The following is a 24367-nucleotide window of genomic DNA, read 5'->3' on the forward strand; positions in this document are numbered from 1 at the left end:
CCTACCTGGCGGGTTCCTGGCCCTGTGGAACTGGTTGGCATCGGGGACAAAAGTAGATATCCCGCTCCTCGGTTCCATCCGGCGCTGCGAGGACGTCTCGACGAACAGGCGTTCCGCAGCGACGGCACGGCTGGCGGGCCCTGCCGTAGACCCAGTAGCCGGGCCTCATCGCCCGAGGGCCCAAGGTGGTCCGCAGGCCCGGACCCAGGTTCTCGCCCAGGAGCCGCTTCGCATCGTTGACGGTCTTGGCGAGGTCCGGTACTGAGCCGACAGACAACGCGGGGTGGATCCCGGAAAGGAAGCACGCTTCGCAACGGTAGATGTTGCCGATCCCGGCCAGCTTCCGCTGATCGAGCAGGGCGTAGCCGATGGGAACGTCAGGTTCAGCTTGGAGCCGGCGGAGGGCTTCTTCTTCATCCCAGTCAGGGCCGAGTAGATCAGGCCCCAGATGGCCGACGATCCGATCTTCCTCGCTGGTTGGCACCACCTCGAGAATGCCCAGCGAGAACCCGACCGCATCAGCGGAAGCTGTTCGCAGCACGCAACGTGCAGTGTGGCCTGGTTTGGTCCAGCGACCTCCCGGTGGGTAGACCATCCAGCTGCCTTCCATCTTGAGGTGGGAGTGGATGGTCAGCTCACGGGGTTTTCGGCTTGCGCCGGATTCCTGGTCCGCAGGTCCCACCAAGCGCATGAGCAGGTGTTTGCCACGGGGAATCACCTCGGTCATTGTCCAGCCCGCGAGGTTGAGCGTGGCGAAGCGCGGCACGCGGAAGTCTGAAGCGGTGATGACGTGCCCGGCCAAGGCCGCGTTAAGGCGCGAAGCTGCACGCCATATGGAATCTCCCTCAGGCACGGATCCGCAGCCCCTTCGGCGTTGAGTAGGCCCCGGCAGCCGCAAGCGCAACGGCAATCGGCGTACCCAGGAGGTCATGACCATTGACCTTCTCCATGAAGAGCTTGTCCACTGCTCCCCGACGCACCACATCCACCAACGCTTCGGCAGCGACCGCCAGGACGGCGTCGTCGTGGGTGAAGGTGAGGAGGGTCTTACCGCCGCGCTCAACATAAAGGACCAGCGCGCCGTCGACCATCACTACCAGCGCGCCTGCCTTCCGCCCCGGGCGGTGTCCGGAGCCGGCGTCGACGGACAGCGCAGGCCAAGGCAACGCGGCGCCGTAAGGGTTGGCCGGGTCCGTGGCTGCAAGTGCCAGGGCGGCCGGTTCTGCCTTGGAGATGCGCGCATCTTCGGTGAAGGAACGCAGCCTGTCCACAGTGGCGGGGACGGCAAATTGGGCGGCCCCCAGATGTTCGATGAAGTAGCCGCGGCGGCAACGCCCGGCTTCCTCAAGCCGTGCCAGAACTTTATACATGAGCCCGAAACCGCCGATGATGTTCTCGGCCATGACCGATCCGCGGGTGACTACGCCGTACCGATCCAGCAGCAGTTCGGCGGTGCCGCGTGCATGGATGGTCGGGTCAAGTTCGGGCGAAGGCAGTGCAGACCATCGTCCCACTGCCGAGGGCGGGGCGGGAGCTGTGCCGGACACGGAACCATATCGCCCGCCCGTAAGCCCAGGGGATCCCAGCAGGCCTGTACCGTGGGAGCGCCCCAACCTGCTCATTCTCGGGGCACGGGCGCGTGGTGCCTTGGCCACCTGCCGGTGCGCTGTGTGCCCACCGGCAATCATGGCCCGTACGGGAGCGAAAGTGTCGCCCGTGACGCGGCCGGCCCACACCAAATCCCAGAGTGCCGAGACCACGGCATCATCGCTCAGCACGGAGTCCATTCCGCCTGCCACTTCAGTGAGTTGGCGGAAGAAGTAGCCGCCACCTGCACTCAAGTAGTCCAGGAGCCGCTGTTGGGCATCCCCGGGTTCGAAGTCCGGAGCCGGATTTAGGGTCAGCTCGGCGGAGTCAGCCACGTGGAGGCTGATCCAGCCGTCGTTTCCGGGCAGGGCGCCAGCTCCGGACCACAGCAGCTCACCCGCCGCCATGAGTTCGTCCAACATGGCTGGCTTGTAGTCGGCCACGCGGCTCGCGAGCACCAAGGGCTCCCACGCGGAGGCGGGGATGGGCACGCCAGAGAGTTGGTCTACCGCCGTGATGATGCCATCGAGTCCACGCAACGCCTGGCTTCGGGATTTCCCAGGCGCCGTCACGTTCTGCCAGGCGGGCAGGAACCGCCCGTAGGCGGCAGTGTCCACGGGCTCAACCTCTGCACGCAAGGCAGCCAGTGAACGACGCCGAAGCTTCCGCAGGACCTCGGCATCACACCATTCGCTGGACGGCGGCGCGTCTGCGGACATGAGCTCGGAGTCGGTGGCCTCCTGGGTGGTGCTCTCAGTCGCCACCGCGTGAGGCCGGAACTCACCCTCCACAACGCGGCCGTCGGCAGCGAGCCGCTTCAGCGCAGTATTGACGACGGCCACACCAAGTCCCAGCCTTGATGCAGCCTCGGCCGCCGTAAAAGGTCCGTGGGTGCGCGCATACCGCGAGACGAGATCGCCCAGGGGATCGTGAACAGGCTCAATGAAGGCGAGCGGCACGCCCATAGGCAGGGGAACACCAATGGCGTCCCGCAGCCGGGCGGCATCTTCCACTGCCGCGAAACGCTCGACGCCGCCGATTGTCACCTTGAGTGCACGGTTGGCTTTCTGGAGTGCTGCGAGGTGGGACCCGGCGTCCGGCCCTTCTTCAAGACGCTCCGCTACTTCTTCGGTGCTGAGCGGGCCCAGGAGGCGGAGGAGGTCAGCAACGCCTTCCATCCCGCGCACGCGACGGTCCGGGACCAGCCGCTGCAGCTCCCGTTCCGTGGCATCGATGACTGCGGCGTCCAGGAGTTCGCGCAGCTCCACCCTGCCCAAAAGCTCGTTGAGCAGCGTGGAATCCAAGGCGAGGGCGGCTGCCCTGCGCTCCGCCAAAGGGGAATCGCCCTCGTAAAGGAATTGGGCCACATAGCCAAACAGCAGGGACTTCGCGAATGGCGACGGCTGCTGGGTGGTGGTCTCTACGATGCGCAGTTCGCGGCGCTCAACCGATGCCGCGATGTCTTTAAGGGCGGGCAGATCGTAGACATCCTGAAGGCATTCGCGGACGGTTTCCAGCACGATAGGGAAGGACGGGTACTTCCGGGCGACGTCCAATAATTGGGCAGAGCGTTGGCGTTGCTGCCATAGGGGTTGGCGCTTGGCGGGGTTTTGGCGGGGCAGTAACAGGGCGCGGGCGGCGCACTCACGGAACCTGGAGGCGAACAGTGCGCTGCCCCCAACCTCGGCGGTGACGATCTGTTCGAGTTCCTCGGGATCGAAGAGGAACAGCTCGGCGCCGGGTGGCTCGTCCTCCATCATGGGTACGCGAAGAACGATGCCGTCATCCGCTGCCATCGCTGAACCATCCAGGCCGTAGCGCTGCTGAAGGCGTTGTCCAACGGCCAGTGCCCAAGGTGCGTGGACGGGCATGCCGAAGGGGCTATGGAGCACAACCCGCCAGTCCCCGAGCTCATCGTGGAAACGTTCCACAACCAATGTTCGATCGCTGGGAACGATGTTTGTAGCCTGCTTCTGTTCCTCCAGATATTGCAGCAGGTTGGCGGCCGCAAAGGAATCGAGCCCGCTGGCTTGGCAGCGCTCCATGGCCGGCGCAGGATCGGCCGCCGAGAGTTCTCGAATAAAGGCGCCCAAAGCGCGGCCCAGATCCACGGGGCGGCCAAGCGAATCGCCCTTCCAGAAGGGAAGCTTCCCTGGTTGGCCGAAAGCGGGGGAGACCAGGACGCGATCGTGGGTGATGTCTTCGATTTTCCAGCTGGTGGCACCGAGGGCAAAAATGTCGCCTACCCGCGATTCATAGACCATTTCTTCGTCGAGTTCACCAACGCGGCGTCCGCCTTTCGCGGCCCGGGCCGAGGCGCTGGGAGCATCGCCGTCCGCGTTGGCTGCGGATGAGGACCCTTCAACCTCGGTGCCGATGATGTACACGCCGAAGAGGCCGCGGTCCGGAATGGTGCCACCAGAGGTGACGGCAAGGCGCTGGGCCCCCGGCCTGCCCTCAATGGTGCCTGCATGCCTGTCCCAGATGATGCGTGGCCGGAGTTCTGCGAATTCGTCGGACGGGTAGCGTCCCGCAAGAAGGTCCAATGTGGCCTCGAACGCGGACCGGGGCAGGCTGGCGAACGGCGCCGATCGGCGGACGGTGCTGAACCATTCCTCGACGTCGATACTGCCCAGCGCCGCGGCGGCGACGGTTTGCTGGGCCAGGATGTCCAACGGATTGGTGGGGATGCTGAGGCGTTCGATTTGGCCGCTCAGCATCCGTTCGACGGTGACGCTGGTGTGCAGGAGGTCAGCCCGGTGCTTGGGGAACAGCACGCCTTCGGAGATCTCGCCCACCTGGTGGCCGGCACGACCTACACGCTGCAGGCCGCTGGCCACCGACGGCGGTGACTCAACCTGGATGACCAGGTCCACGGCTCCCATGTCGATGCCAAGTTCCAGTGACGACGTAGCCACCACGCAGCGCAGCCTGCCCGACTTAAGGTCATCCTCGATCATGGCCCGCTGGTCCTTGGAGACCGAACCGTGATGGGCACGCGCCAACACAGGATCTGCTCCGCTGGTGCTGCCGGCCTGGGCCATCATGTGCGCGGGAGTAGCGGTGGAGACGGGCACGGCCGCCGCAGCCTTAGTGGCTGGCCCTGTTCCCCAGCTTCCCGGATCCTCTGCCTCCCTGGTGCCAGACCACTCATCGCCGCCCGCCGCCATCATTTGCCGCTCCGCATGGATCTCGTTAAGTCTGGCGGTCAGGCGTTCGGCCAAGCGGCGCGAGTTGGCGAAGACGATAGTGGACTGCTTGGAAAGGACAAGATCGACGATCTGTTCCTCAACATGTGGCCAGATGGACGCTTGCGGCTGGAGCCCGGAGGCAGGGCCGGAGTCAAACGCGCCCGCAGCCCCTTGGAGGTCCGACATGTCCTCCACAGGCACAGTGACTGTGAGATTCCAGTTCTTCTTGGACGGCGGAGCCACAATCTCAACAGGGGCCTGGCCGGCCAGGAACTGGGCCACAAGTTCACGCGGCTGCACCGTAGCCGAGAGGCCGATCCGCTGTGCGGGCTTGGGTAGAAGGGCATCGAGCCTTTCCAGGGACACGGCAAGGTGGGCGCCCCGCTTGGTTCCCGCGACAGCATGCACTTCGTCAATGATGACGGTTTCGACTTCGCTGAGCGTCTCCCGTGCACGGGACGTCAGCATGAGGAACAGGGACTCCGGCGTTGTAATCAGAATGTCCGGTGGGTTCGATAGCAGCGAGCGGCGATCTGCCGCCGTCGTATCTCCTGAACGTACGCCGACTGTCACAAGAGGTGCCGGGAGCCCTAAACGCTTGGCGGTTTGCGTGATCCCGATGAGCGGTGAGCGCAGGTTCCGCTCCACGTCCACGCCCAGTGCTTTGAGAGGCGATATGTAGAGGACACGGGTCTTGGTCTTGGGACGTTTGGCACGGCCTTTTCCATCGGGCACGGATTCCAATCCCGGCAACGTATTCGACGGCCTGGAATGCAACCGGTCCAAGGCCCAAAGGAAAGCGGCGAGGGTCTTGCCGGAACCAGTGGGTGCCACCACGAGGGCATGAGAGCCGGAAGAGATAGCGTTCCACGCACCATCCTGGGCGGGTGTGGGCGCGGAAAAAGCGCCGAGGAACCATTCCCTGGTTGCCTGGCTGAAACGGCCGATGGCGCCCATGGACGCCTGCTGCTCCTGCATTCCTCCATCATGCCCCACGGCTCAGACAGAATAAGCCCGAGCCGTGGGCTGATGCTTAGACGGCCTGGAAGGCAGTGATGGTCAGGAGTTTGATGCCGGTGTTGCTGCAGGCATCGTGCGGCTCAGCGACGAACAGCGAAGCGGTGTCGTTGGGCGGGTAGATGCGGTAACCGGCGGCAGGAACCTTGGTGCAATCGCCGTAGTTTCCAGCCTGGGTGTAACGCAGTTCAGCCCACGCCGATTTGCCCGGAGCAAGCTCAACCTTGGTGACCGGCGTGGTGGTTTCGCGGGTAGCAGGCTCGCCGATAGGGGCACCGTTGGCGTCGGCCGTCAGGGAAACGCCAGCGAAACCCTCCAAGGTGCAAGGCGTGGTTCCGGAGTTCGTCAGGATCAGTTTCTCGTAGATGCTTCCAGCAGCACCGCCGCCAGTGGCATCCGTGGCGGCCGTCAGGGAACCGGCCTTGCAGAGACCTTCGGCGGCAGGTGCTGCGGACGTAACTGTTCCGGACGGTGAAGGCGAGTTGCTCGCACTGGGGGAGGCCGACGTCGGAGAAGCCGAAGATGAGGTGGGCGGGGCACTGCTGCTTCCCGCCGGGCTTGGGCTTGGTCCGCAAGCAGCAAGGAGCAGCAGCGAGGCTGCCGCGGTCGTCGTCACGAGTCCGGTTTTGATGCGCTGAGTCCACATGGGCACCAGCCTTGCGCCGGGTGTGGCGGGAGTCAATCGAGCCACGGCGGGGAAAGGGGATTGGCGTCCGGATCGTGATCTTTCCGGACGCCAACCCACTAAAGGCCTGCCAGTTACTTGGCGTCGACCTTGGCTACTGCCGTCTTTGCTGACCGGCTGCGGAAGAATGCGGCGCCGCCCAGAACCAAACCAGCGATACCGGCGATCAGGCCTGCCCAGCTGCGGGCCTGTGATCCGTCGTCAGTCACAGCTGAGGCCTGCTCCGTGGACACGGTGCTTGCAGCATGGTGGTCACCTGGGGCTTCGGCCGGTGTGATGGTGACGGACGGAGCCGGCGCCTTCAGTTCGTGGGCGTCCTGTCCCTCCTTCGGGATTTCGGACCAGTCAGTCTGGCCCTGCTCGCAAGTCTGCAGCGTGGGGAAATAGAGCGTCTTGCCCGCTGCGTCGGGCAGCTTGACCGAGAGAACCAAAGCATCACGAAGATGCGGGTCCAACGGTGCTTTGGCTGTGTAGACGATCTGGCTGGTCCGCTTAGTGATGGTGGTGCCATCGTCCAGCTTCTTCGGCTCGGCCAAGGTCTCCGTGACCTTCTCGACCGTCCAGTTTGGATTGACCGTGGGCTGGGCATCGGTCAGTTCCTCGGGCAACGAGATGGCGACTTTTGTAGTGCCGAACGTGTCGCAGCCGTGGGGGATGCCGAACGTCAACAGGGCGTACGAGTTCGCCGCGGTCTTGTTCGGATCGGCCGATACATGTGCGGATGCTCCGGCGAGGCCGGCCATCATCAGGACAGCGGTTCCGCTGGCGGCAGCGGTCGCGAACAGGGTACGGCGCAGGGTGGACTTCTTCATGGGATTGCCTTTCGGGGGCGCCGGAGTCGGCGCCGGGTACGGGTTTGTGGCCCGTCACCAAAGGCTTCTGCGTGATGCGTTGCGCTGGTGCCGGGCGGAATCAGGGAAGAACGACGGCGGCGGGCGGGCCGCGGCGGCTGTCTTGCCTCAGGTTCCGCCAAGGGCGGGGCAGGAAAACGCCGGGTGCGCCAACGGCGATACGTGAGGCACCGGCGTCGGGCCTGAACAACAGTGTGGGTAACGCAACCAAAGGACGCAGCCAAGCCGCCAACTGCCACAGGGCGACCTCGCCCTTGGCCAGGATCACGGCAGAACCGATCGTCGCAAGAATGTGCCCAGCCAACATCGCAGTGCCTACGGTGGTGCCGAGCTCATGGACGTGGGGCGTCGCTGTGTAAAGCAATGGATTCAGGGGTTCGGCAGAGAGGTGGTGCGCGGTCCCTTGAGCAGTGGTGGTTACCGGACCCAAGGCCGTGAACGCTTCGTGGAGCGCGAGCTGGCTGGTTCCAAGCAAAGCGGTCATGGCAGTGAAGTTCAGCTTGAAGCGCGTGGCCAGCGTCGCAGCCAATGCCGTCAACGCGACGAGTGCCAACAGGACCGGAGCAGTGGGAAGTTCCCCGCCGCCGATCACGTGGGCGCCAGCTGCAAGAAGCACGATAACGAGCGAGATCGCGCCGGACCGCAACGCATGGAAGGGTGCCCGGAACGGCGATGAGCGCACGGAGTCCTCCCTCGATTGCCTGGTTGGATGCTGCCTGTTGTCAGCGCCTTGATTCTATCGGGAGTTCGGAGCCGGACTGGCCTCGGATGGGTGCGTATGTGGATAACTTGTGCGCCGGTGGGGTTCCTGGCGCTTTAGGTGCGGACAAAGGTTGGTCCGGGCGGTTCCGGTATGCGGCTGAGGTCCGCACCGGGACGACGACGGCGGAGCTCAAGTTTCAGGCTTTCCTCGCCACGCGCCATGGCCCAGTGGTGGTTGGCCGAGAACGCAGGTTTCAGGAGCCAGCTCAGCCTGCGAAGGAGCGGCTTGGCGGCACTGACCCGCCAGTCGTAGGTGATGACGACTTCAGGGCCGTCGGTTTCGAATGTCCAGCGGCCCGTGCCGTTGAGGTCTCCCTCGGCTTTGAGCGCAAAGCCGTGCAGGGTGACGGGTTCGGTAACGGTGAGCCGCCAACGCAGGGTGTAGGGCAGCCAGCCCTTGGTGTGGAGGTCGAAGGACGAGCCCACGCCGTCCGCGTTGCCTTGCGCCACAGGTGTCACGTTGAGGTACACCGAGGGCCACCACTGCTTGAGGGTGCCCGCGTTACCGAGGACTTCCACCACTTCCTCGCGCGTTCCGGCCACTCTCCAGACCGTAAGGAACTCGTAGTCGGTGCTTTTGCTGGTTCGCTGTGTTGACCTGGCCATTGGTGCCTCCGCGGTCCGCCTGGTTAGGAGGATGTCTCATGGCATCCGGACTCAATGTACCGCCGGGACCATGCCTGGTTCTACGAAAGCCACCGCCAGTTGGACCTGTAAGAGCATTCCGTAAAGCACACCGGTGACGGCCTGCTCCAGATCCGCGTCGGAAAAATGATGGTTGGAGATTTACCTCCCAGTTCCAGCGTGTCCATGAGCGACTCAGAGCCATGAAATGGGACGAATTCTTCCAGGCCCACGACGGCATGGATTTCACGCCATGCCAAGGAATGACAGTACTAAGATGCTTTGCATTAAGAAAATGGGTTCTTGACCTTTAAGCGCTAAGGAGATAGAACTGACGCAGTGCCATGATCTTCACCACATCCGGCACCTCGCCAGGCCGCACCTGTTGGGCAGAGTTATGGGCGAAGTGAGCTTGCTCGTTGGTGTGTGAAGTAGTTGCCTGGCCGAGCCTGCAATCACGGAGGCTCGCCTATGGCCCTGGCCTGTTGAACCGCCGGTGACCGGCGGATGCCCCCCTTCGACACTGGATTCGAAGCCCTCCCAACCTTAAGGATGTCCCGATGGACATGAAGACCGAACTCAAGAAGCAGGAAGAGACAAGACCAAATTGGTGGGTACTTTTCCTCACTTGTGCGGCTGTAGTGCTCGATGGCTACGACACGGTCGCATTGGGCGTATCCATACCGACAATTGCGAAAGACTGGGCGGTTCAACCCTCGTTTTTCACTCCTGCCCTCTCGCTGACCAGCGCCGGAGTGGCCCTGGGATATCTCGCTGTGGGACGCCTCGTGGCAAAGCTGGGCACAAGGAACGTCATCTTTTCTGCCGTTGTGGTCTTCACTCTTGCTTCAGTGATGACAGCGTGGTCGACTTCGATTGTGGAACTCACGATTCTGCGGTTCATAACGGGCCTAGGGTTGGGCGCCGTTCTTCCTGCCGCCGTATCCCATGCAACCGCAGTCAATCCCGCACGTTTGCGTCAATCTATCGCAGTGGTCGTAATGACAGGCATCTCATTCGGGGCACTCATTGCAGGGCTTACCGGCAGCGCTATCGTGGGGGCTTTTGGGTGGGAATGGGTGTTCATTTTGGGTGCTATCGCCTCCGGTATTCTTCTGCCATTCTTGTGGTTCGGGCTCTCGGGAAGCCAAAGGCCAGACACGCTCAACAAAGCGCTCGAAGCTAAGCACCATGCCTCGGTTGCGCGCCTGTTCGATGCCCCCGTTCGAAGCAGAACTCTTCTCCTATGGGCCTTTTCCTTTCTCATATTCGCCGTGTTCTACGTGTTCTCGTCATGGTTGCCGACCTTGCTCACCAGCTACGGCTTCAGTGCCGGTCTAGCACCAATGGGGTCAGCGGCTCTAGGCATCGGAAGCATCGTGGGCGCTGGCGTGCTAATTATCGGATCACGTCGATTCCGCATGACGTCCGTGCTGGCTGGAACCACGTCAGTAGCCATTATGTTTCTTGTTACTTCTGCGTTTCTCGGCCCCGACAAAACTCTGCTGCTGCTCGTCTTTGGTGGAGTCGGCCTGGGACTCCAGGCTGGGATGATCGGCGCTACCGCGCTGGCAGTCGCACTGTATCCGCAAGCAACAGTGACCGCCGGCGTCGGGTGGGCAGCTTCGCTGGGGCGACTCGGCTCCGTGGTTGGACCGATCTTCGGCGGGATCCTTATTGGATTCGGCGTAGATACCAGCTTCATAGTTCTTTCAGTGTGCGTGCCTGTAATGGTTGCTCTTGGGTTCGTCTTGGTTGTAGGGCGTATCTCTGCAGCAAGGGCCGCTGCCGCTACTCCGAGGCCAAGACACCCGGAGAAATCGTCCCTAACTTCGCATGGGTAGGCGCATCCTGCAATGCCGCGTTGCCACCGCACTCATCTGCGACATATAGGCGATATCGAGAGCCATTCGAACCGAAATTGGCAAAATCCTGCCTCACCGGTACCCTCCATTTATCGGTGGGAGGATCGTCCCTCCGGCGACGGCGGCGTCCAGCTTGGTTCGGTCCAGCCTCCAAACCACCGTGTCACCTGAAGTGGGTCCGGTAAATGTGAAAACCGGTTGTGCATTGTCTTGCAGCCAGTCCAGGAGTTCCGGAGCAGCGAAGCCATAGCCCTCACTCAATGGCCTGCCCTGGGTCAGGACATACTCAGCGCCTCCATCCCTTAGGGACCGCAACGAGGGAAGTACCTCCCAACCTTCGTGTGGCAATAGCGCGAATTCACCCGTTACTGAGGTCAAACCCACCTTTGAGGATCCGGGAAGTTCGGCATTGATCCAATCTCGTGCGCGGACAAGGCCGTCATCCACCACTGACCTTTCCTGAACACCCAAAACAAGACTCAGAACTGCCACGATTGCCACCGCAGCGGCCGTGGCCTTGCGAAGTCGGGGCCGCCACGAAATCAACATCGCGACGGCTACCGGTGTTGAAACCAGGGCTGCAAGCACTACGCAGTAGCCAAATTGTTCTTCCGCCGCCCCGAAGAATACAGAGTAGATGCCTACGAAACCTGTAAAAAGCGAGAACAAGCCAATGACGCGCCGATGCGCCAGTTGTGAGGTGGCGGCCACCGCACCAGCCAGAATCGATAGACCCAAAAGCAGATAACTGGTGCCGAACCGGCCAGCCATGTCTATGAGTCGTTCTACCAGGTTTACGCCCGGAACAGAATTGAAGCCGGTCATTTGAACGACTCCCATCATTCTAAGGACGCCCACCGATTTTTGTTCTACGAATTGCGGCAGAAGCCCGTTAGCGGCGATCACACCCAGATAGATCAAATAGGGAACGAGGGAAACGACGAGGATTCGCAGAGTTGTCAGCAGGGGAACGGTTCTGCGCCAGAACGTGGCGGCCAAGAGCGGGACGACCGTGAAGACGACGGTCATATCTTTGGTGAGGATCGCCAGCCCGAAGACCGTCCCGGCGCTTAATTCAAGCCACAATCGCGCGCGGTCCCACTTACGGTTTATCAGAAGCAGGACCAGCAGCCATCCCGACAATACCGCGAAGCCGGCTGGAGTCTCCATCATCAGACGCCCGTCCATGCGGAGGACAAATGGATCGCTCGCCTGGATGACGGCAGCCACCGCAGCGGGCCCTATTCCGACCAGACGGCGTACCAACAGAAAGCAGACAACCACTGTCAAGGCTCCGAGGACCGTGTTGACCCAACGCAATTGCAAAGCCAGGTCCATAGGATGGCCCTCGAGACCCAGCACACGTATTACCAGCGCGTTTAGAGCGTAAGAAGCCGGCGGATGCAGGAAAAATGGGTTGCCGAGGATTGATGGCATTTTTCCATCGGCGATTTCTCTAGCCAAGTCCGCGTAGGTAACCTCGTCGATAAATACATCGTTTGCCCGTTGAACGCCGAACACTCGGAATACCAGGCCAAGTAGTCCTACAGACACCGCGATCCACCATGAATGTTGAAGTCGCCGCGGAGATGTGCTGGCCGGCTTCCGCACTCGAAAATGTGGTGGCGATGCTTCGGTTTGTTCCAGCGAGTCCATGGCTCTCCTCAGGGTTGTTTCATGCACTTCGTGCACGATTCCCAAAGGTAATGGACTTTTCGTGGTTCAAAGAATTTGGGCTACTCGCGCTGGTATTGGGTATCGAGCGTCACCTAGCACTTAGTCTCAATTTGATTAAGTCTACTGTTTTCCGCGTCACGAAATTAAGATTTTTGTTTACGCGCTGGAATTGCCTAAGGTGACGGGTTCTGATTTATTGGCGAACCGCCGCGAAAGGGCCCGTTGCCAACGACGGAGTGAGGCTGCGCCACCGTCGTTAATCGCCTGACGGTCCGCGGTCAATTTCCGCGGTCAAATACAGGACATGGGTCGGGTGAAAATGGATGGTTCTTCCTTCACGCAGGTAGTCAGTGTCGGCGTCCGGACAGTCGGCATCCTTCGTCTCGGCCCGTAGGTACTTGGGGGCGGGGAAGGGGCACTGACCAAGTTCGGCTTCGCTTGCCAATTTCTTACGACGGAGCCCAGTGCTGGCAAAGCAAAAGGCCCCGCCTCCCTTGTAAACAAAGGGAACCAGGGCCTTTCAACGTGGCGGTGACGGTGGGATTTGAACCCACGTTGGCTTTTACACCAAACAACATTTCGAGTGTTGCACCTTCGGCCGCTCGGACACGTCACCAACTGAAATAGGGTACCGGAGTCGGGGCCTGTTCCCCAAAACGAGCCCCAAAGCGAGCCGCGAACGAGCCCCAACGAGCCCCCAACCAACCACGAGGGAATCGCCGGTAAGGGACGCCAGCTTCCACCTGCACCAGCCCAGCGATAGATTCATAAGCATCATGACTATCTCGCGCGATCAAGAACACGAGGCCCATGCCTATTGGGTCACTGAGTCGGGGCACGGTGAGTTGCGCCCCGAGGCCATCCCAACCCCAGGTCCCAAAGAAGCGCTCGTCAGGACTCTCTACTCAGGCGTCAGCCGCGGCACGGAGCGCGTAGTCCATGAAGGGCGCGTCCCAGAGCGCGTGGCTGATTTGATGCATGCCCCACATCAGGAAGGCGACTTCCCGGGCCCGGTCAAGTACGGCTACTTGTCGGTTGGCGTCGTAGAAGAAGGCCCCGAGGACTGGACCGGCAAGACCGTCTTCAGCTTGCACCCGCACCAGGATTTCTACGTAGTCCCTACGAACCAGCTCACAGCCATCCCGGAGGACGTGCCTGCCCGCCGCGCCGTGCTCACGGGCATTGTGGAGGTGGCCATCAATGCCCTTTGGGAAGCCGGGCCGAGGCTGGGAGATCGTGTCGCCGTCGTCGGTGGTGGCCTGGTGGGCGGCGTCCTGGCGACGCTCCTACGGAAGTATCCGCTGGGGCGCCTGCAACTAGTGGACTCAGACCCGGCCAAGCGAGTCCTCGCGGAAAAGCTCAACATCGACTTCGCCCTCCCGGACGAGGCAGAGAACGATTGCGACATCGTTTTCCACTGCTCCGCATCCAACGCGGGCCTCAAACTGAGCCTCCAACTTGCGGGCGATGATTCCGACGTGATCGAGCTTTCGTGGTTCGCCGACAAGGAAGTCACGCTGCCACTCGGGGAAGATTTCCACGCCCGGCGGCTCACCATCCGCTCCAGCCAAGTTGGGGCAGTGGCGCTGCCCAGGCGGCACAGGAGAACCAACGCCCAGCGCCTCCAACTCGCGGCAGCAACCCTGAAAGATCCGCTGTTCGATACGTTCCTCAGTAGCGAATGCCAATTTCAGAACCTACCCACCACACTCGTTAAGTTGTTGGAAAAGCCAGGCGGCTTCTGCCACGTGGTCGCCTATCCAAAGCCGGAGGAGTAAGACATGTTCAGCCTGACCGTCCGACGCCATTTCATGATTGCCCACAGCCTTCCCCGCGAAGCGTTCGGCCCAGCCCAGGGCCTCCACGGTGCCACGTTCGTCGCCGAGGTGACCTTCCGGCGCCCCGACCTCAACGAGGACGCCATCGTCCTCGATATCGGCGCTGCAGGCGGCATTCTTGAGGAAATTCTCGAAGACCTGAACTACAAGAACCTCGACGAACACCCCGCGTTCAAGGGCAAGTTGTCCACCACGGAGGCGCTGGCGAAGCACATCGCTGAGGCCGTCGCCGGCAACATCGCGAGCACTCCCGACGGCAGGGCCCTCACAGGTATCGACGTCCTCCTCCGTGAGAACCCGGATGCGTGGGCAGGGTATTCACTTGACCTGACGCGCAGCTAATCTGTCGTGGAGGCGATCCGCTTCCTGGTGCCGGGAAACGTCCGGCACGGCTCTGGCGGGAACAAGTACAACGCCATGCTCGCCGAGCACCTGACGGCCCTGGGCGTCGGAATAGAGACAGTCATCGTCGACGGCGGCTGGCCGGTTGGGAGCCCGGCGGACCGGCAGCGGTTCGCCGAAATGCTCGACGGCGGCACCGCAGTGATTGCCGACGGATTGGTTGCGAGCGGGGCGCCGGATGAGGTCGCCGGCGCGGTGAGTGCAGGAACCAGGCTGTGGATCCTCTCCCACATGGCGCTCGCAGACCACCCGGACCTTGAATCCAGGGCCTTGGGCGCGGCCACAGGAGTGATCTGCCCGAGCGCCCATGCTGCTGCGGCACTGGAAAAAAGGCATGGCCTCAAAAACGTGGTGGTTGCCCATCCCGGAGTTGAAGCGGCTGCGATGGCAAAGGGCTCGGAAACCCCGCACATCATCGCCCTCGCCGCGTTGCTGCCCAACAAGAGCCAAACAGAAATCGTGGAAGCCCTTGCCACGCTGAAGGACCTCCCATGGACGGCTGCCCTGATCGGCACCGAACACGCTGACCCGGCCTACGCCGCGGAGGTGAGAGCCTCCGTCGAGCGTTACGGACTCCAAAATCGCATCACCATGACTGGGGAGCTCGCCGGCGACGCGTTGGAGGACCAGTGGCACAAAGCGCATCTCAGCGTCCTGGTTTCGAAGTCTGAGGCGTTCGGGCTGGTGGTGACGGAGTCGTTGGCCCACGGCGTACCGGTCCTTGTCCGGCAGGGGACCGGCGCCGTGGAGGCCCTCGGACACACCGGAGCCGGGGCGGCGCTAGACCTTACGGGCCCCAACAACCTCGCCGGAACCATCCGGCGCTGGCTCAGCGACCACGAACTCCAAAGGAGCTGGCGCACTGCGGCACTCCATGCCCGGGCCAACCTTCCCGGCTGGGACACCACTGCAGCGACAGTTCTGAAAGCCCTTGGCTGGGGCGAGGGTGCAGAATAGGGCCATGACGCCCAAAGTCCAGACCATACCGGCCGCATCAACCCTCACTCCGGAACGCCTCCGGGCCTGGGCATGGCACAAACAGGGCCTCGACGGGTCACTGGCCGGAAAGGCCTCCGAGGAAGTCCTGGACCATGCCGGATGGGCACGTTCGGTGGGCGGCGCCAACCCGTACCTGACGCTGTTTGCGCGGGCGGGGATCAGCCGCGAACAGGTGGACCGCGACGTCAAAGAACTGCGGATTCACGAACTCCCCACTGCACGTGCCTGCACCTACGTCCTGGGCCAAGCCGACTTTGCATGGGGCCTGCAGGTAGGCAGGGATGCCGCCATCGCCCCGTTCAAAGTGCTGGCCAGGATGGGTGTTGACCGCGGCGAGATCACGTTGCTGGAAGACGAGATTGAGCACGCCCTCAAAGAATCCGGCGATCCCCTGGACCCCAAACAGCTCAAGGATCTACTGGGTGATTCCGTCCGGAGCCTCGGGGAGGAAGGCAAGAAGAAGGGCGCCGCCACCACGCTGCCCACGGCCCTGGGACTTCTTCAGGCCGACGGCCGCATCCGCCGCGTCCCCATCAACGGCCGCCTCGATCAGCAGCGCTACGCCTACACGAATTGGGGCCTGCCGCCCAGCAAACTCGACGACGACGGCGCCCGCCGCCTCCTGCTCGAACGCTACTTACGCTGGACTGGCGGTGCGACGTTCAAGCAGAGCCAGTGGTTCACCGCGTTCACCGTGGCCCAGAGCAAAGCGGCGCTCGCCGCCGTCGGCGCCATGGAGGTGCCAACGGCGAGTGGCGATGTGCTGTGGATGCTGCCTGACGACGTCGAACGTTTGGCCGACTTCGAAGAGCCTGGAGACGAGCAGATCCACTTGTTGGCTGGCACGGACTCACTGGTCCTCCACAGGCGGAATTCGGCTGACATGTTCGCTGAGGAGGACAAAGGAAAGAAGGTCCTGGACACCACCCTTGCCCTTCAGGCCGACCTCCCGGATCATCCGATCCTGGACCGGGGCAGGATCATCGGCCTGTGGCAGTACGATCCCGCCAACGAACGCATTGCCGCATGGACCTTCGCGGCGCCCACTGCCGCGGTCAGTCGTCGAATCGGCGAAATCGAGGCCTGGATCCGGGACGAACTTGGCGACTTCAGGTCGTTCAGCCTGGACTCGCCGGCGTCCCGCCAGCTACGGATCGATGCCCTCAACGAGGCCGCTGGTCTCTAGGGCACTTGGCCATCCAAGGCACTCAGCCAGAACCAAAGGCACTCAGCCAGAACCATACGGCCGGGTGATCGCTTCGAGAAAGTGGCCGTCCGGGTCACAGAAGTAGATCCCGCGGCCGCCGTCGTTGTGGTTGATTTGCTGGGCTCGGGAGCGTGCGGGATCGGCCCAATAGGGGATGTGTTCGGCGGTAATCCTGAGGAAAATCGCATCGAACTCCTCCTCGCTGACAAGGAAGGCATAGTGTTGCGGCGCGATATCTCCGGCGGCCTCGAGGAAGTCCAGCGTGACGCCGTTCTCCAAGGGAACAGTGACGAAGGACCACATGGGCTGCGGCGCGGGAAGCCCAAGAATGCGGGCCAGGAACGCAGCGGACGCGTGCTTGTCCGTGGCGTAGACGATGGTGTGGTTGAAAGCGACTGTCATGGCTTGCTCCCTTATTGGCAGCTCAAGCGGGCGAGCGGTGCTCCGCTGCTGGTACCCGGTGCGTAGCGAAGAAGTCCCGGAGGAGGGCCGCGCATTCTTCCTCGCGTACTCCGGCATAGACCTCCACCCAGTGGTTGAGGCGGCGCTCGCGGAGGATGTCGAACACAGAACCTGCTGCGCCGGCTTTCTCATCCCAAGCGCCGAAGACGACCCGGGGGATACGGGCCAGCACAACTGCTCCGGCACACATGGCACACGGTTCCAAGGTGACCACGAGCGTGCAGTCCTCAAGCCGCCAGCCATCGCCACCTTCGCCCAACTCGAGGGCATGGCGTTGCAGGGCTGCGGCAGCTTCCCTGATGGCGACGATCTCTGCGTGGGCGGTCGGATCCCCGTGCGCTTCCCGCTCGTTGCGACCAGTACCCAGCACACCGCCGTCGGGTCCTAAGACGACGGCGCCGATCGGCACGTCGTCCGTCTCCAACGCCAGCCGGGCCTCGTCCAAGGCAAGGCCCATCCAGGCCATGTGTTCTGCGTGATACGGCTCGTTGGCGCTCATATCTCAATGATAGTTTTGGACGCATGCGCACACTCGTCGTGGACCACCCGCTGGTCGCTCACAAGCTCACCGTTCTGCGGGATAAGAACACTCCTTCACCGGTCTTCCGGCAGTTGACTGAAGAACTCGTAACCCTGTTGGCCTATGAAGCCACCCGAGAGGTCAAGACGCAGCCCGTCGAGATCGAGACGCCTGTCACCAAGACCGTGGGCACGGCGTTCACCAAGCCCACTCCACTGGTGGTTCCCATCCTGCGCGCAGGCCTGGGCATGCTTGAAGGCATGACCAAGCTCGTTCCCACAGCCGAGGTCGGCTTTCTGGGCATGGCCCGGGACGAAGAAACACTGGACATCATCACCTACGCCGAGCGCCTCCCCGAGAACCTCACCGGCCGGCAGATCTTCGTGCTGGACCCCATGCTGGCCACCGGCGGCACGCTGCGCGAAGCCATCAAGTTCCTGTTCAAGCGCGGCGCATCGGACGTTACCTGCATCTGCCTGCTGGCAGCTCCGGAGGGCCTGGCCAAGCTGGAAGAGGAACTCAAAGACGCCAACGTGAAGGTGGTCCTCGCTTCGATCGACGAGAAGCTCAACGAGAAGTCCTACATCGTGCCGGGCCTCGGCGACGCCGGCGACCGCCTGTACGGTGTGGCCGGCTGACGCTCCCTTTTCTGCCTCGACGCTCCTGCCCAGTTAGCTAAGCCCGGTCCCGGAAAATCCGTGTTGGATCGCCGGATTTCCGGGACTGCCCGGTGCCGAAAACTCCTGCTACCGGTGGCAACTGGGCAGGAATGTCAGTTCTCCCGGGAACGATTGCCCCCTACCGGTTTCGTGGGTCCCCGGATAGCCTGTGGCGCATGGACTGGAAACTTGAACTGGTGTTTGTCCCTGTGTCCGATGTGGATCGCGCGAAGGATTTTTACGTCAACAAAGTTGGTTTCAACCCCGATTTCGATGAGCGTCCCATGGACGGCATCCGCTTTGTGCAGTTGACCCCGCCGGGTTCGGCCTGTTCCATCGCGATCGGCGAGGGGCTCAGCGATGCCCCTCCTGGAACAGCGCCATCCCTGCAAATGGTGGTGAGCGATATCAACAAGGCGCACGAGCAGCTCAAGGCGAACGGCGTCGAGGTCAGCGATATTGACGTCCAGGACTGGGGACAGTTCGTCCATTTTGCGGACCCCGACGGCAATAAATGGGCGGTGCAATACATTCCGCATCGGCCCAACGGCTAAGTCACAGTTCGCCCCTACCCTTGCATGGTGCGGCAGGATGGAGCCATGAGCCATCCTGCCGAACCGACTATGCCTGCCGAACGAGCCGAGCGGGCGCCAACCCTGACCGTCCGTGCTGTCCTCTTCGACATGGACGGAACACTGGTGGACTCTACAGCGATCGTGGAGCAGGTGTGGCTGGAGTTCGCCGAACGATACGGCCTTGATTACAACGAGATCCTGCGGACGTCCCACGGCGTGCAAGCGGGCGATACTGTGCGCCGCTATGCGCCGGCAGGTGCTGATTTTGAAGCTCTGACGGCCGAGCTGGGCGAAATGGAACGCACCAGAATCGATGGCGTGGTTGCCCTCCCGGGTGCCGAAGCCCTGCTTGCTGCGTTGCCTGACGACGCCATCGCGCTGGTCACGTCTGCCGACCGCATCCTTGCCGACATCCGCATGCAGGCTGCCGGACTTTCGATGCCGGCGACCGCGGTCACCGCCGAGGCTGTCACGCGCGGCAAGCCGCACCCGGAGGGCTACCTCAAAGCCGCGGCTCTGCTGGGCGCGGACCCGGCCGACGTCGTGGTTTTCGAAGATGCCCCCGCAGGCATCGCGGCGGCCCGTGCGGCCGGGATGCGGACCGTAGTGGTAGGCGACGCCGGTGGCGAGCTTGGGCCCGGCATGTGGCGTATCCCGGACTACTCCGCAGTCACCGTCACTGCTGTGAAGGACGACGACGGCGGTCACCTCATCAGCTTCACGCTATAGCTCTGGTTAGCCTCTTTAGCCCCGGCAGGCCCCGACTGTTCCAACCGGTGAACCGGGAGTAGGCTGTGCGCATGTCTGCGTTGCCGGAGGCGTATGGTGCTGCACTGGAACGGGCCATGGCCCACGCTACCCACTGGCTAGCATCCGTACCCGAGCGGGCAGTCCGTCCTGAATTCGACGCCGATCAAGTCGCCGCGACCCTTCTTCCGCGCCTCCCCGATGGTCCTACGGACGCGGCGGACGTAGTTGATGAACTCGCCGCGCTGGCCGAACCGGGATTGATGGCGATCCAGTCGGGACGGTTCTACGGCTGGGTCATGGGCGGAACCCTGCCAGCTGCCATGGCCGCTGATTGGCTGGTCACCGCGTGGGACCAGAACGCCGGACTTCGATTTGCGACGCCAGCCGCCGCTGCCATTGAGGAGTCGGCTGCAGCGTGGCTGCTGGACCTGTTGCACCTTCCCGAAGGGTCCGACGTCGGATTCACCACGGGGGCGACCACCGCCAACTTCGCGGGGCTGGCTGCCGGGCGGCAATACCTGATGGATGAAGCCGGGTGGGACCTCGCGGACCTGGGCTTGACGGGGGCGCCGCGGATCACCACGTTTGCTGGCCGGGAAAGGCACGCGGCAGTGGACCTTGCCCTGCGGTATCTGGGGCTGGGAGCCTGCGTTCCCGTGGACACGGACGATCAAGGCAGGATCCTGCCGGAGGCCCTCGCGGACGCCATGGACGAGCAACCCGGACGTTCCCTCGTGTGCCTGCAGGCCGGCAACCTGCATTCAGGTGCGTTCGATCCGATGTCTGAAGCAATCGCGGTAGCCCATGACCGCGAGGCCTGGGTCCACGTGGATGGGGCGTTTGGGTTGTGGGCCGCGGTCAGCCCACACCTGCGGGAGCGGTTGGCCGGAGTGGAGGCGGCCGATTCATGGGCCACCGATGCCCACAAGACGCTGAACGTTCCGTACGACTGTGGCTTGGCCATTGTCTCCCGACCGGAAGCTCTGAGACGCGCCTTCAGCATCCATACGAGCTACCTCATTGCAACGGAGACCGGACTGGGCGATCCGTTCGACAAGGTCCCGGAATTGTCCCGCCGTGCCCGCGGTATTCCGGTCTGGGCGGCCCTCCGGCAGTTGGGCCGCTCAGGAACAATCGAGATGGTGGAAGGACTGGCCGCCAACGCCCGCGCCTTGGCTGAGGGTCTGTCCGGCATTCCGGGAGTGGAGATCCTCAACGAGGTCGTATTCACCCAAGTCTCCGTCAGCTTCGGCAGCGATGAGCGTACCCGCCGCATCACGCAGCGTCTCATGGCCGAGGGCGCAGTGTGGATGTCAGGTTCCGCCTGGAGAGGCCGGGACATCCTGCGGATCTCCGTGAGCAACTGGTCCACGGATGCCGACGACGTCGCCCGGTCGGTGGACGCTGTGCGGCGTGCGGTGAAGGCGGAACCGGAAGGATAGCCCCTACTTCCGCACCAACTGGACCATGGTGAAACCACCGGGCGCAACGGTCACGCGGCCGGAACGGTCCTCTCCAATGCTTGCCTGGGCCGGGCGAATAGCCTTACCGGACGCGTCGTAGGCCTGTTGTCGGAGCGTAAAGCCGCGGGGCACATCTACCTTGCGCACCCTGGTGTCTGCGGCGGCGCTTATGTACAGCGTGGAGGTTCCCGCGGCTCCAGTGACGGAGACGGCAGAGATGATGGGCTGGATGAGCAGGGCATCGATGACGACAGTACCTGTACTCTTGCCGAGGAAGTTGCCTGCTCCCGCCGGCAGTGCACGTTCCAGCGAGAGTGGGGACAGCTTGCCCGCTGCTTCCGTGATGCCCTGCGCGCCGGCCTCGCCGTTGGCAGTAGTGCCCAGCAGCGTCCGATTGGCAGACCAACCCGTAGTCCCCGAAGGCGTGATGCCCTGATTGACGATCGGGTAGACGGCCCGCTCCTGGTCCGCAGCCGGTAACTGGAAGCCCAGCGACGCCCCAGCCTCCAGCGTTACGTAGGCACCGCCGGAATAGTTGGCTTCGCCCGTCCATGCGGAGGTGGGCTTGACCACTGAACCTGAGCCACCGATTGTGCCGGATTCGGCTTCGACGACGCTTAGCCCGTTGGTGCTGACAGTCTTGTTGATGCCGAGTGCCTTCGCCTTCAGCGCCGGATCGGCGTCCAGGGCAAGCATGGTGAGCAGGGCGTGGATAGTGGATTCAGCGCCCGAGTTCGGGTTGACGCGGCCGTCGCGTTCAATGCCGTCGACGGCGGTACCGGTGGCCGGGTTGTAGGCGGGAGCGTTGCTGCGGTTGGCTCCGAAGAACCAGCCGGCGGTGATCGCTGCCACCTCCAGCAGCCCGGGTGCGTTGCCTGCCTTGGCTGTTGCCACGAGGCTTTGCACGCGGGAATCCACGCCATAAGCGATCTGTGCTTCGCCCGGCGTCGGACTCCAAGCGTTGTCCGGGCCACCGGCGACTAGCAGCTGCGGGGTGAACTGTGCGGCATCCCGAACGGCAGACGTCAGTAGGTCGTCCCGGTCGAGGACCGGCGAGGCAGTGGCGACGGCGGCCGGCGCCATGCCGCCCCAGGCGTGCCAGAGCGTCTGGGACTTGTTCCACGGCATGATCGCACCGAATGGCCATTGGCCCACAGAGCCTGAAGACATCCCAGCGATGCCTTCAGTTAGCTGGGTCAGTGCAGTATTGGCAAGCATGTCATCCGGCACGGCTTTTGCATATGCGGCGAGCCCCAACACGGCCTCCGCCGAAGCGTCTGCGCCACCGGCGATCAACCAGGCCGGGACCCTGGTGCCGTCGGCCACGTCGTAGCTGCCGTATTTGGCCAAGGATTGCTTTTTTAGGGACTCGACGGCCAAATGCAGCCGATCCTGCAAGAAAGAAGCGAACTGGGGGTCGGCGGTCTTGAAGGCTGCATACCCCTCGCCGAGGGCCCAGACAGTACGGGCGAGCCAGTATGACTCGGCGGAATCGGAAGGATCCGGCAACTCAATGGGCGAGGCGCTGGGGGTCAGTGTTCCGTCCGGCTGTTGCCACAGCACTACGTTTCCCGCGTGGGGGCCGGTGGTGGTTTGCAGAAAAGTCAAAGAACGCAGTGTTTGGAAAGCATGTTCTCGGCTCGCTTCCCGTCCGGTCTGCTGCCAATGGCGCAGGTAGACCACGGCGGTCCGGGCGATGTCGTCCGCGTTATACGCGCCTTGGCTCCAGTGTCCGGTGGCCGGGTCCAGGGATCCGCCACCAACGCGCCGGAAGCTCCCGTCCGCGTTCTTGTCCGCATAGGTCCAGGGGGCCTGCGCGCTCGGCTGCGCCTCCAGTTCGTAGGTAGTGTGCCCTTCCAGGGCCGCGAGCGGAACCGTTTCCAGCAGGAAATCCAGATGGGACAGGTTGGTAAGCGGCTCAGTCACTGTCGCGTCCGATGTTGCCGTCGGTGCAACAAGGGGCGCCTCTACCGGCGCAGCGGCGGCAGGTCCGGTCCCGACACCCACCACGAGCAATGACATCGCCGCAGCGAGAGCCGCGGGCTTGGCGAGCAGCTTCGAACGGACAGGTGTTTTGGTCATGTCTTCTCCTGGTTTGGGTAGGGTGGGGGCGATCATGGCCGAGGCTTGATGCCCCGGCCACGGCACCGTCAGACTCGATCGAGCCTGGCGACGCCAATCTTTGAATCAGCCATGCCGTAGAACACAAACAGCTGGTCGCCAATCTTTTCGATCGCGGTGGGGAAGACTACGTTGGGCACGATGCCGGAGATTTCGTCCTCGGTTTCGGGGGCAAGGAGCGGCTTGTCGCTGCGGGCGATGACGAGGGAGGGATCATCGGCATCCAGGATCATGGCCGCTGCGGAATAGTTGACGTTTTGCTGTTGTCCAAAAGCCGAGGCAACGATCTTGCCGGTCACTCCATGGTGGATGAGCAACCAGCCCTCTTCCACGCGGATTGGCGCCGGCCCGCCGCCGATCTTGAGCTCCTCGAAGGGATACTCACTCAGGGCAACAAGCTTGTGCTTGCCCATGTGGACCAGGTTCCTGAGGTCTTTCTGGACGTCTTCCACAGCCACATACGAGATCCAGATTCCGGGCCGCTTGTCCGTGAGTCCGGCGGGCACATGCTCGCCTTCGCCTTCCCGGATCCAGCCGAGGTCCCACATTGGCCGGTGCAGCATGGCATAGGACGCCACGCCGTCGGGGTCGTTGACCGGCTCAGGGAAGAACACGGCGTCCTTGTTCGGGAACAGGTTCAGGTCCATGGACAGCTCGGCTTTGTACTCGAAGAAACACGGACCCATGCGTTCCCAGTTGCGCAGGTCCTCGGAATGGGCGAACGCCAGGCGGGGACCCAAAGGCCCGTAGGCCACGTATGTCATCAAGTGCTTGCCCAGCGAGGGCACCCACGTTGTGCGGGGGTCCTCTGTGCCTGCGTTGTTCAGGCCCCGTTCCCATCCTTCGTCGGGGGCCATCACGACGCCCTGGCGTTCGACGCCGGTGGGGACGCCGTCGTCGCCAATGACCACTTTGGCGAGGCCCACACGGGAGACATTTCCCTTCGCGACCAAGCGGGGTAGAAGGTAAAGCTCGCCGTCCGGGCCGCGGCCACTGGCAGGGTTGAGCACCCCCTCCGCTTCGAAATCATTGCCGTCCTCCGGCGTCATGATGACGCCGGCACGAGTGAGGGCGAACGGGACAGTTGGCAGTGCTGATTGAGTGGAAGTCAT

Annotated in this window: 20 protein-coding genes and 1 tRNA gene; 9 read left to right on the plus strand and 12 right to left on the minus strand. The window is 63.0% G+C overall.

Features of this window, described 5'->3' with window-relative positions:
- Position 1 precedes the first annotated feature (1 nt).
- The 6 genes from LDN75_RS03630 to LDN75_RS03655 all read right to left on the minus strand — a co-directional run bounded on the left by LDN75_RS03630 (position 2) and on the right by LDN75_RS03655 (position 8699).
- Complete coding sequence (locus LDN75_RS03630; RefSeq protein ID WP_223935822.1) at positions 2-853, minus strand: DNA-formamidopyrimidine glycosylase family protein; 852 nt, start codon at positions 851-853, stop codon at positions 2-4.
- Positions 846-5756 carry an ATP-dependent helicase gene (locus LDN75_RS03635; RefSeq protein WP_223935823.1) on the minus strand — a complete coding sequence of 1637 codons (4911 nt, stop codon included), beginning with the start codon at positions 5754-5756 and terminating at the stop codon, positions 846-848. Before LDN75_RS03635 ends, LDN75_RS03630 begins: the two co-directional genes overlap by 8 nt.
- A 55-nt stretch (positions 5757-5811) precedes the next feature.
- The gene (locus LDN75_RS03640; protein ID WP_223935824.1) at positions 5812-6441 is read right to left on the minus strand and encodes a DUF4232 domain-containing protein; all 630 of its coding nucleotides are present in this window, start codon (positions 6439-6441) and stop codon (positions 5812-5814) included.
- A 113-nt stretch (positions 6442-6554) separates the two neighbouring features.
- On the minus strand, positions 6555-7292 hold the full coding sequence (locus LDN75_RS03645) for a YcnI family protein (RefSeq protein ID WP_223935825.1): 738 nt from the start codon (positions 7290-7292) through the stop codon (positions 6555-6557).
- Positions 7293-7392: 100 nt separating this feature from the next.
- The gene (locus LDN75_RS03650; protein WP_223935826.1) at positions 7393-8013 is read right to left on the minus strand and encodes a hypothetical protein; all 621 of its coding nucleotides are present in this window, start codon (positions 8011-8013) and stop codon (positions 7393-7395) included.
- 134 nt (positions 8014-8147) lie between these two features.
- On the minus strand, positions 8148-8699 hold the full coding sequence (locus LDN75_RS03655) for an SRPBCC family protein (RefSeq protein ID WP_223935827.1): 552 nt from the start codon (positions 8697-8699) through the stop codon (positions 8148-8150).
- A 578-nt stretch (positions 8700-9277) separates the two neighbouring features.
- On the opposite strand from LDN75_RS03655, the gene LDN75_RS03660 reads away from it, so the two are divergent.
- Complete coding sequence (locus tag LDN75_RS03660) at positions 9278-10561, plus strand: MFS transporter (protein ID WP_223935828.1); 1284 nt, start codon at positions 9278-9280, stop codon at positions 10559-10561.
- Between the two features lie 93 nt (positions 10562-10654).
- Here the strand turns inward: LDN75_RS03660 and LDN75_RS03665 are convergent, their stop codons facing one another.
- Both LDN75_RS03665 and LDN75_RS03670 read right to left on the minus strand, forming a co-directional pair.
- Positions 10655-12238, minus strand: a complete 1584-nt coding sequence (locus LDN75_RS03665) for a glycosyltransferase family 39 protein (RefSeq protein WP_223935829.1) — start codon at positions 12236-12238, stop codon at positions 10655-10657.
- Positions 12239-12785: 547 nt separating this feature from the next.
- Positions 12786-12875 (minus strand) — tRNA-Ser (locus LDN75_RS03670).
- 160 nt (positions 12876-13035) lie between these two features.
- Between LDN75_RS03670 and LDN75_RS03675 the strand changes: the two genes are divergently transcribed.
- From LDN75_RS03675 to LDN75_RS03690, 4 genes are all read left to right on the plus strand, one after another.
- A complete protein-coding gene (locus tag LDN75_RS03675; protein WP_223935830.1) occupies positions 13036-14037 on the plus strand; it encodes a zinc-binding alcohol dehydrogenase in 1002 nt (333 codons plus the stop codon).
- 3 nt (positions 14038-14040) lie between these two features.
- On the plus strand, positions 14041-14439 hold the full coding sequence (locus LDN75_RS03680) for a 6-carboxytetrahydropterin synthase (protein ID WP_223935831.1): 399 nt from the start codon (positions 14041-14043) through the stop codon (positions 14437-14439).
- Positions 14440-14619: 180 nt separating this feature from the next.
- A complete protein-coding gene (locus LDN75_RS03685) occupies positions 14620-15456 on the plus strand; it encodes a glycosyltransferase (RefSeq protein ID WP_223937472.1) in 837 nt (278 codons plus the stop codon).
- A 4-nt stretch (positions 15457-15460) separates the two neighbouring features.
- Positions 15461-16684, plus strand: a complete 1224-nt coding sequence (locus LDN75_RS03690) for a crosslink repair DNA glycosylase YcaQ family protein (RefSeq protein WP_223935832.1) — start codon at positions 15461-15463, stop codon at positions 16682-16684.
- Positions 16685-16726: 42 nt separating this feature from the next.
- Here LDN75_RS03690 and LDN75_RS03695 read toward each other — a convergent pair whose 3' ends face one another.
- The gene (locus LDN75_RS03695) at positions 16727-17107 is read right to left on the minus strand and encodes a VOC family protein (protein WP_223935833.1); all 381 of its coding nucleotides are present in this window, start codon (positions 17105-17107) and stop codon (positions 16727-16729) included.
- Positions 17108-17129: 22 nt separating this feature from the next.
- Positions 17130-17666: a nucleoside deaminase gene (locus LDN75_RS03700; RefSeq protein WP_223935834.1), complete on the minus strand. Its 537-nt coding sequence runs from the start codon at positions 17664-17666 to the stop codon at positions 17130-17132.
- 23 nt (positions 17667-17689) lie between these two features.
- On the opposite strand from LDN75_RS03700, the gene upp reads away from it, so the two are divergent.
- The 4 genes from upp to LDN75_RS03720 all read left to right on the plus strand — a co-directional run bounded on the left by upp (position 17690) and on the right by LDN75_RS03720 (position 21113).
- A complete protein-coding gene (gene upp, locus LDN75_RS03705) occupies positions 17690-18325 on the plus strand; it encodes a uracil phosphoribosyltransferase (RefSeq protein ID WP_223935835.1) in 636 nt (211 codons plus the stop codon).
- Positions 18326-18522: 197 nt separating this feature from the next.
- On the plus strand, positions 18523-18900 hold the full coding sequence (locus tag LDN75_RS03710) for a VOC family protein (protein WP_223935836.1): 378 nt from the start codon (positions 18523-18525) through the stop codon (positions 18898-18900).
- 45 nt (positions 18901-18945) lie between these two features.
- Positions 18946-19650, plus strand: a complete 705-nt coding sequence (locus LDN75_RS03715; RefSeq protein ID WP_223935837.1) for an HAD-IA family hydrolase — start codon at positions 18946-18948, stop codon at positions 19648-19650.
- A 71-nt stretch (positions 19651-19721) separates the two neighbouring features.
- On the plus strand, positions 19722-21113 hold the full coding sequence (locus tag LDN75_RS03720; protein WP_223935838.1) for a pyridoxal-dependent decarboxylase: 1392 nt from the start codon (positions 19722-19724) through the stop codon (positions 21111-21113).
- 3 nt (positions 21114-21116) lie between these two features.
- Here the strand turns inward: LDN75_RS03720 and LDN75_RS03725 are convergent, their stop codons facing one another.
- Positions 21117-23216, minus strand: coding sequence for a hypothetical protein (locus tag LDN75_RS03725; RefSeq protein ID WP_223935839.1), 2100 nt, complete (start codon positions 23214-23216; stop codon positions 21117-21119).
- 68 nt (positions 23217-23284) lie between these two features.
- Positions 23285-24367, minus strand: a complete 1083-nt coding sequence (locus LDN75_RS03730) for a glycosidase (RefSeq protein ID WP_223935840.1) — start codon at positions 24365-24367, stop codon at positions 23285-23287.

This window comes from Arthrobacter sp. StoSoilB5 (assembly GCF_019977235.1).
Lineage (GTDB): Bacteria > Actinomycetota > Actinomycetes > Actinomycetales > Micrococcaceae > Arthrobacter.

What these genes read in the sequence shown, in the direction of transcription:
- LDN75_RS03635 (WP_223935823.1), bottom strand. Translation starts at nt 5,756, where the DNA reads ATGCAGGAGCAGCAGGCGTCCATGGGCGCCATCGGCCGTTTCAGCCAG.
- LDN75_RS03640 (WP_223935824.1), bottom strand. Translation starts at nt 6,441, where the DNA reads ATGTGGACTCAGCGCATCAAAACCGGACTCGTGACGACGACCGCGGCA.
- LDN75_RS03645 (WP_223935825.1), bottom strand. Translation starts at nt 7,292, where the DNA reads ATGAAGAAGTCCACCCTGCGCCGTACCCTGTTCGCGACCGCTGCCGCC.
- LDN75_RS03655 (WP_223935827.1), bottom strand. Translation starts at nt 8,699, where the DNA reads ATGGCCAGGTCAACACAGCGAACCAGCAAAAGCACCGACTACGAGTTC.
- LDN75_RS03660 (WP_223935828.1), top strand. Translation starts at nt 9,278, where the DNA reads ATGGACATGAAGACCGAACTCAAGAAGCAGGAAGAGACAAGACCAAAT.
- LDN75_RS03665 (WP_223935829.1), bottom strand. Translation starts at nt 12,238, where the DNA reads ATGGACTCGCTGGAACAAACCGAAGCATCGCCACCACATTTTCGAGTG.
- LDN75_RS03675 (WP_223935830.1), top strand. Translation starts at nt 13,036, where the DNA reads ATGACTATCTCGCGCGATCAAGAACACGAGGCCCATGCCTATTGGGTC.
- LDN75_RS03680 (WP_223935831.1), top strand. Translation starts at nt 14,041, where the DNA reads ATGTTCAGCCTGACCGTCCGACGCCATTTCATGATTGCCCACAGCCTT.
- LDN75_RS03685 (WP_223937472.1), top strand. Translation starts at nt 14,620, where the DNA reads ATGCTCGACGGCGGCACCGCAGTGATTGCCGACGGATTGGTTGCGAGC.
- LDN75_RS03690 (WP_223935832.1), top strand. Translation starts at nt 15,461, where the DNA reads ATGACGCCCAAAGTCCAGACCATACCGGCCGCATCAACCCTCACTCCG.
- LDN75_RS03695 (WP_223935833.1), bottom strand. Translation starts at nt 17,107, where the DNA reads ATGACAGTCGCTTTCAACCACACCATCGTCTACGCCACGGACAAGCAC.
- LDN75_RS03700 (WP_223935834.1), bottom strand. Translation starts at nt 17,666, where the DNA reads ATGAGCGCCAACGAGCCGTATCACGCAGAACACATGGCCTGGATGGGC.
- upp (WP_223935835.1), top strand. Translation starts at nt 17,690, where the DNA reads ATGCGCACACTCGTCGTGGACCACCCGCTGGTCGCTCACAAGCTCACC.
- LDN75_RS03710 (WP_223935836.1), top strand. Translation starts at nt 18,523, where the DNA reads ATGGACTGGAAACTTGAACTGGTGTTTGTCCCTGTGTCCGATGTGGAT.
- LDN75_RS03715 (WP_223935837.1), top strand. Translation starts at nt 18,946, where the DNA reads ATGAGCCATCCTGCCGAACCGACTATGCCTGCCGAACGAGCCGAGCGG.
- LDN75_RS03720 (WP_223935838.1), top strand. Translation starts at nt 19,722, where the DNA reads ATGTCTGCGTTGCCGGAGGCGTATGGTGCTGCACTGGAACGGGCCATG.
- LDN75_RS03725 (WP_223935839.1), bottom strand. Translation starts at nt 23,216, where the DNA reads ATGACCAAAACACCTGTCCGTTCGAAGCTGCTCGCCAAGCCCGCGGCT.
- LDN75_RS03730 (WP_223935840.1), bottom strand. Translation starts at nt 24,367, where the DNA reads ATGACTTCCACTCAATCAGCACTGCCAACTGTCCCGTTCGCCCTCACT.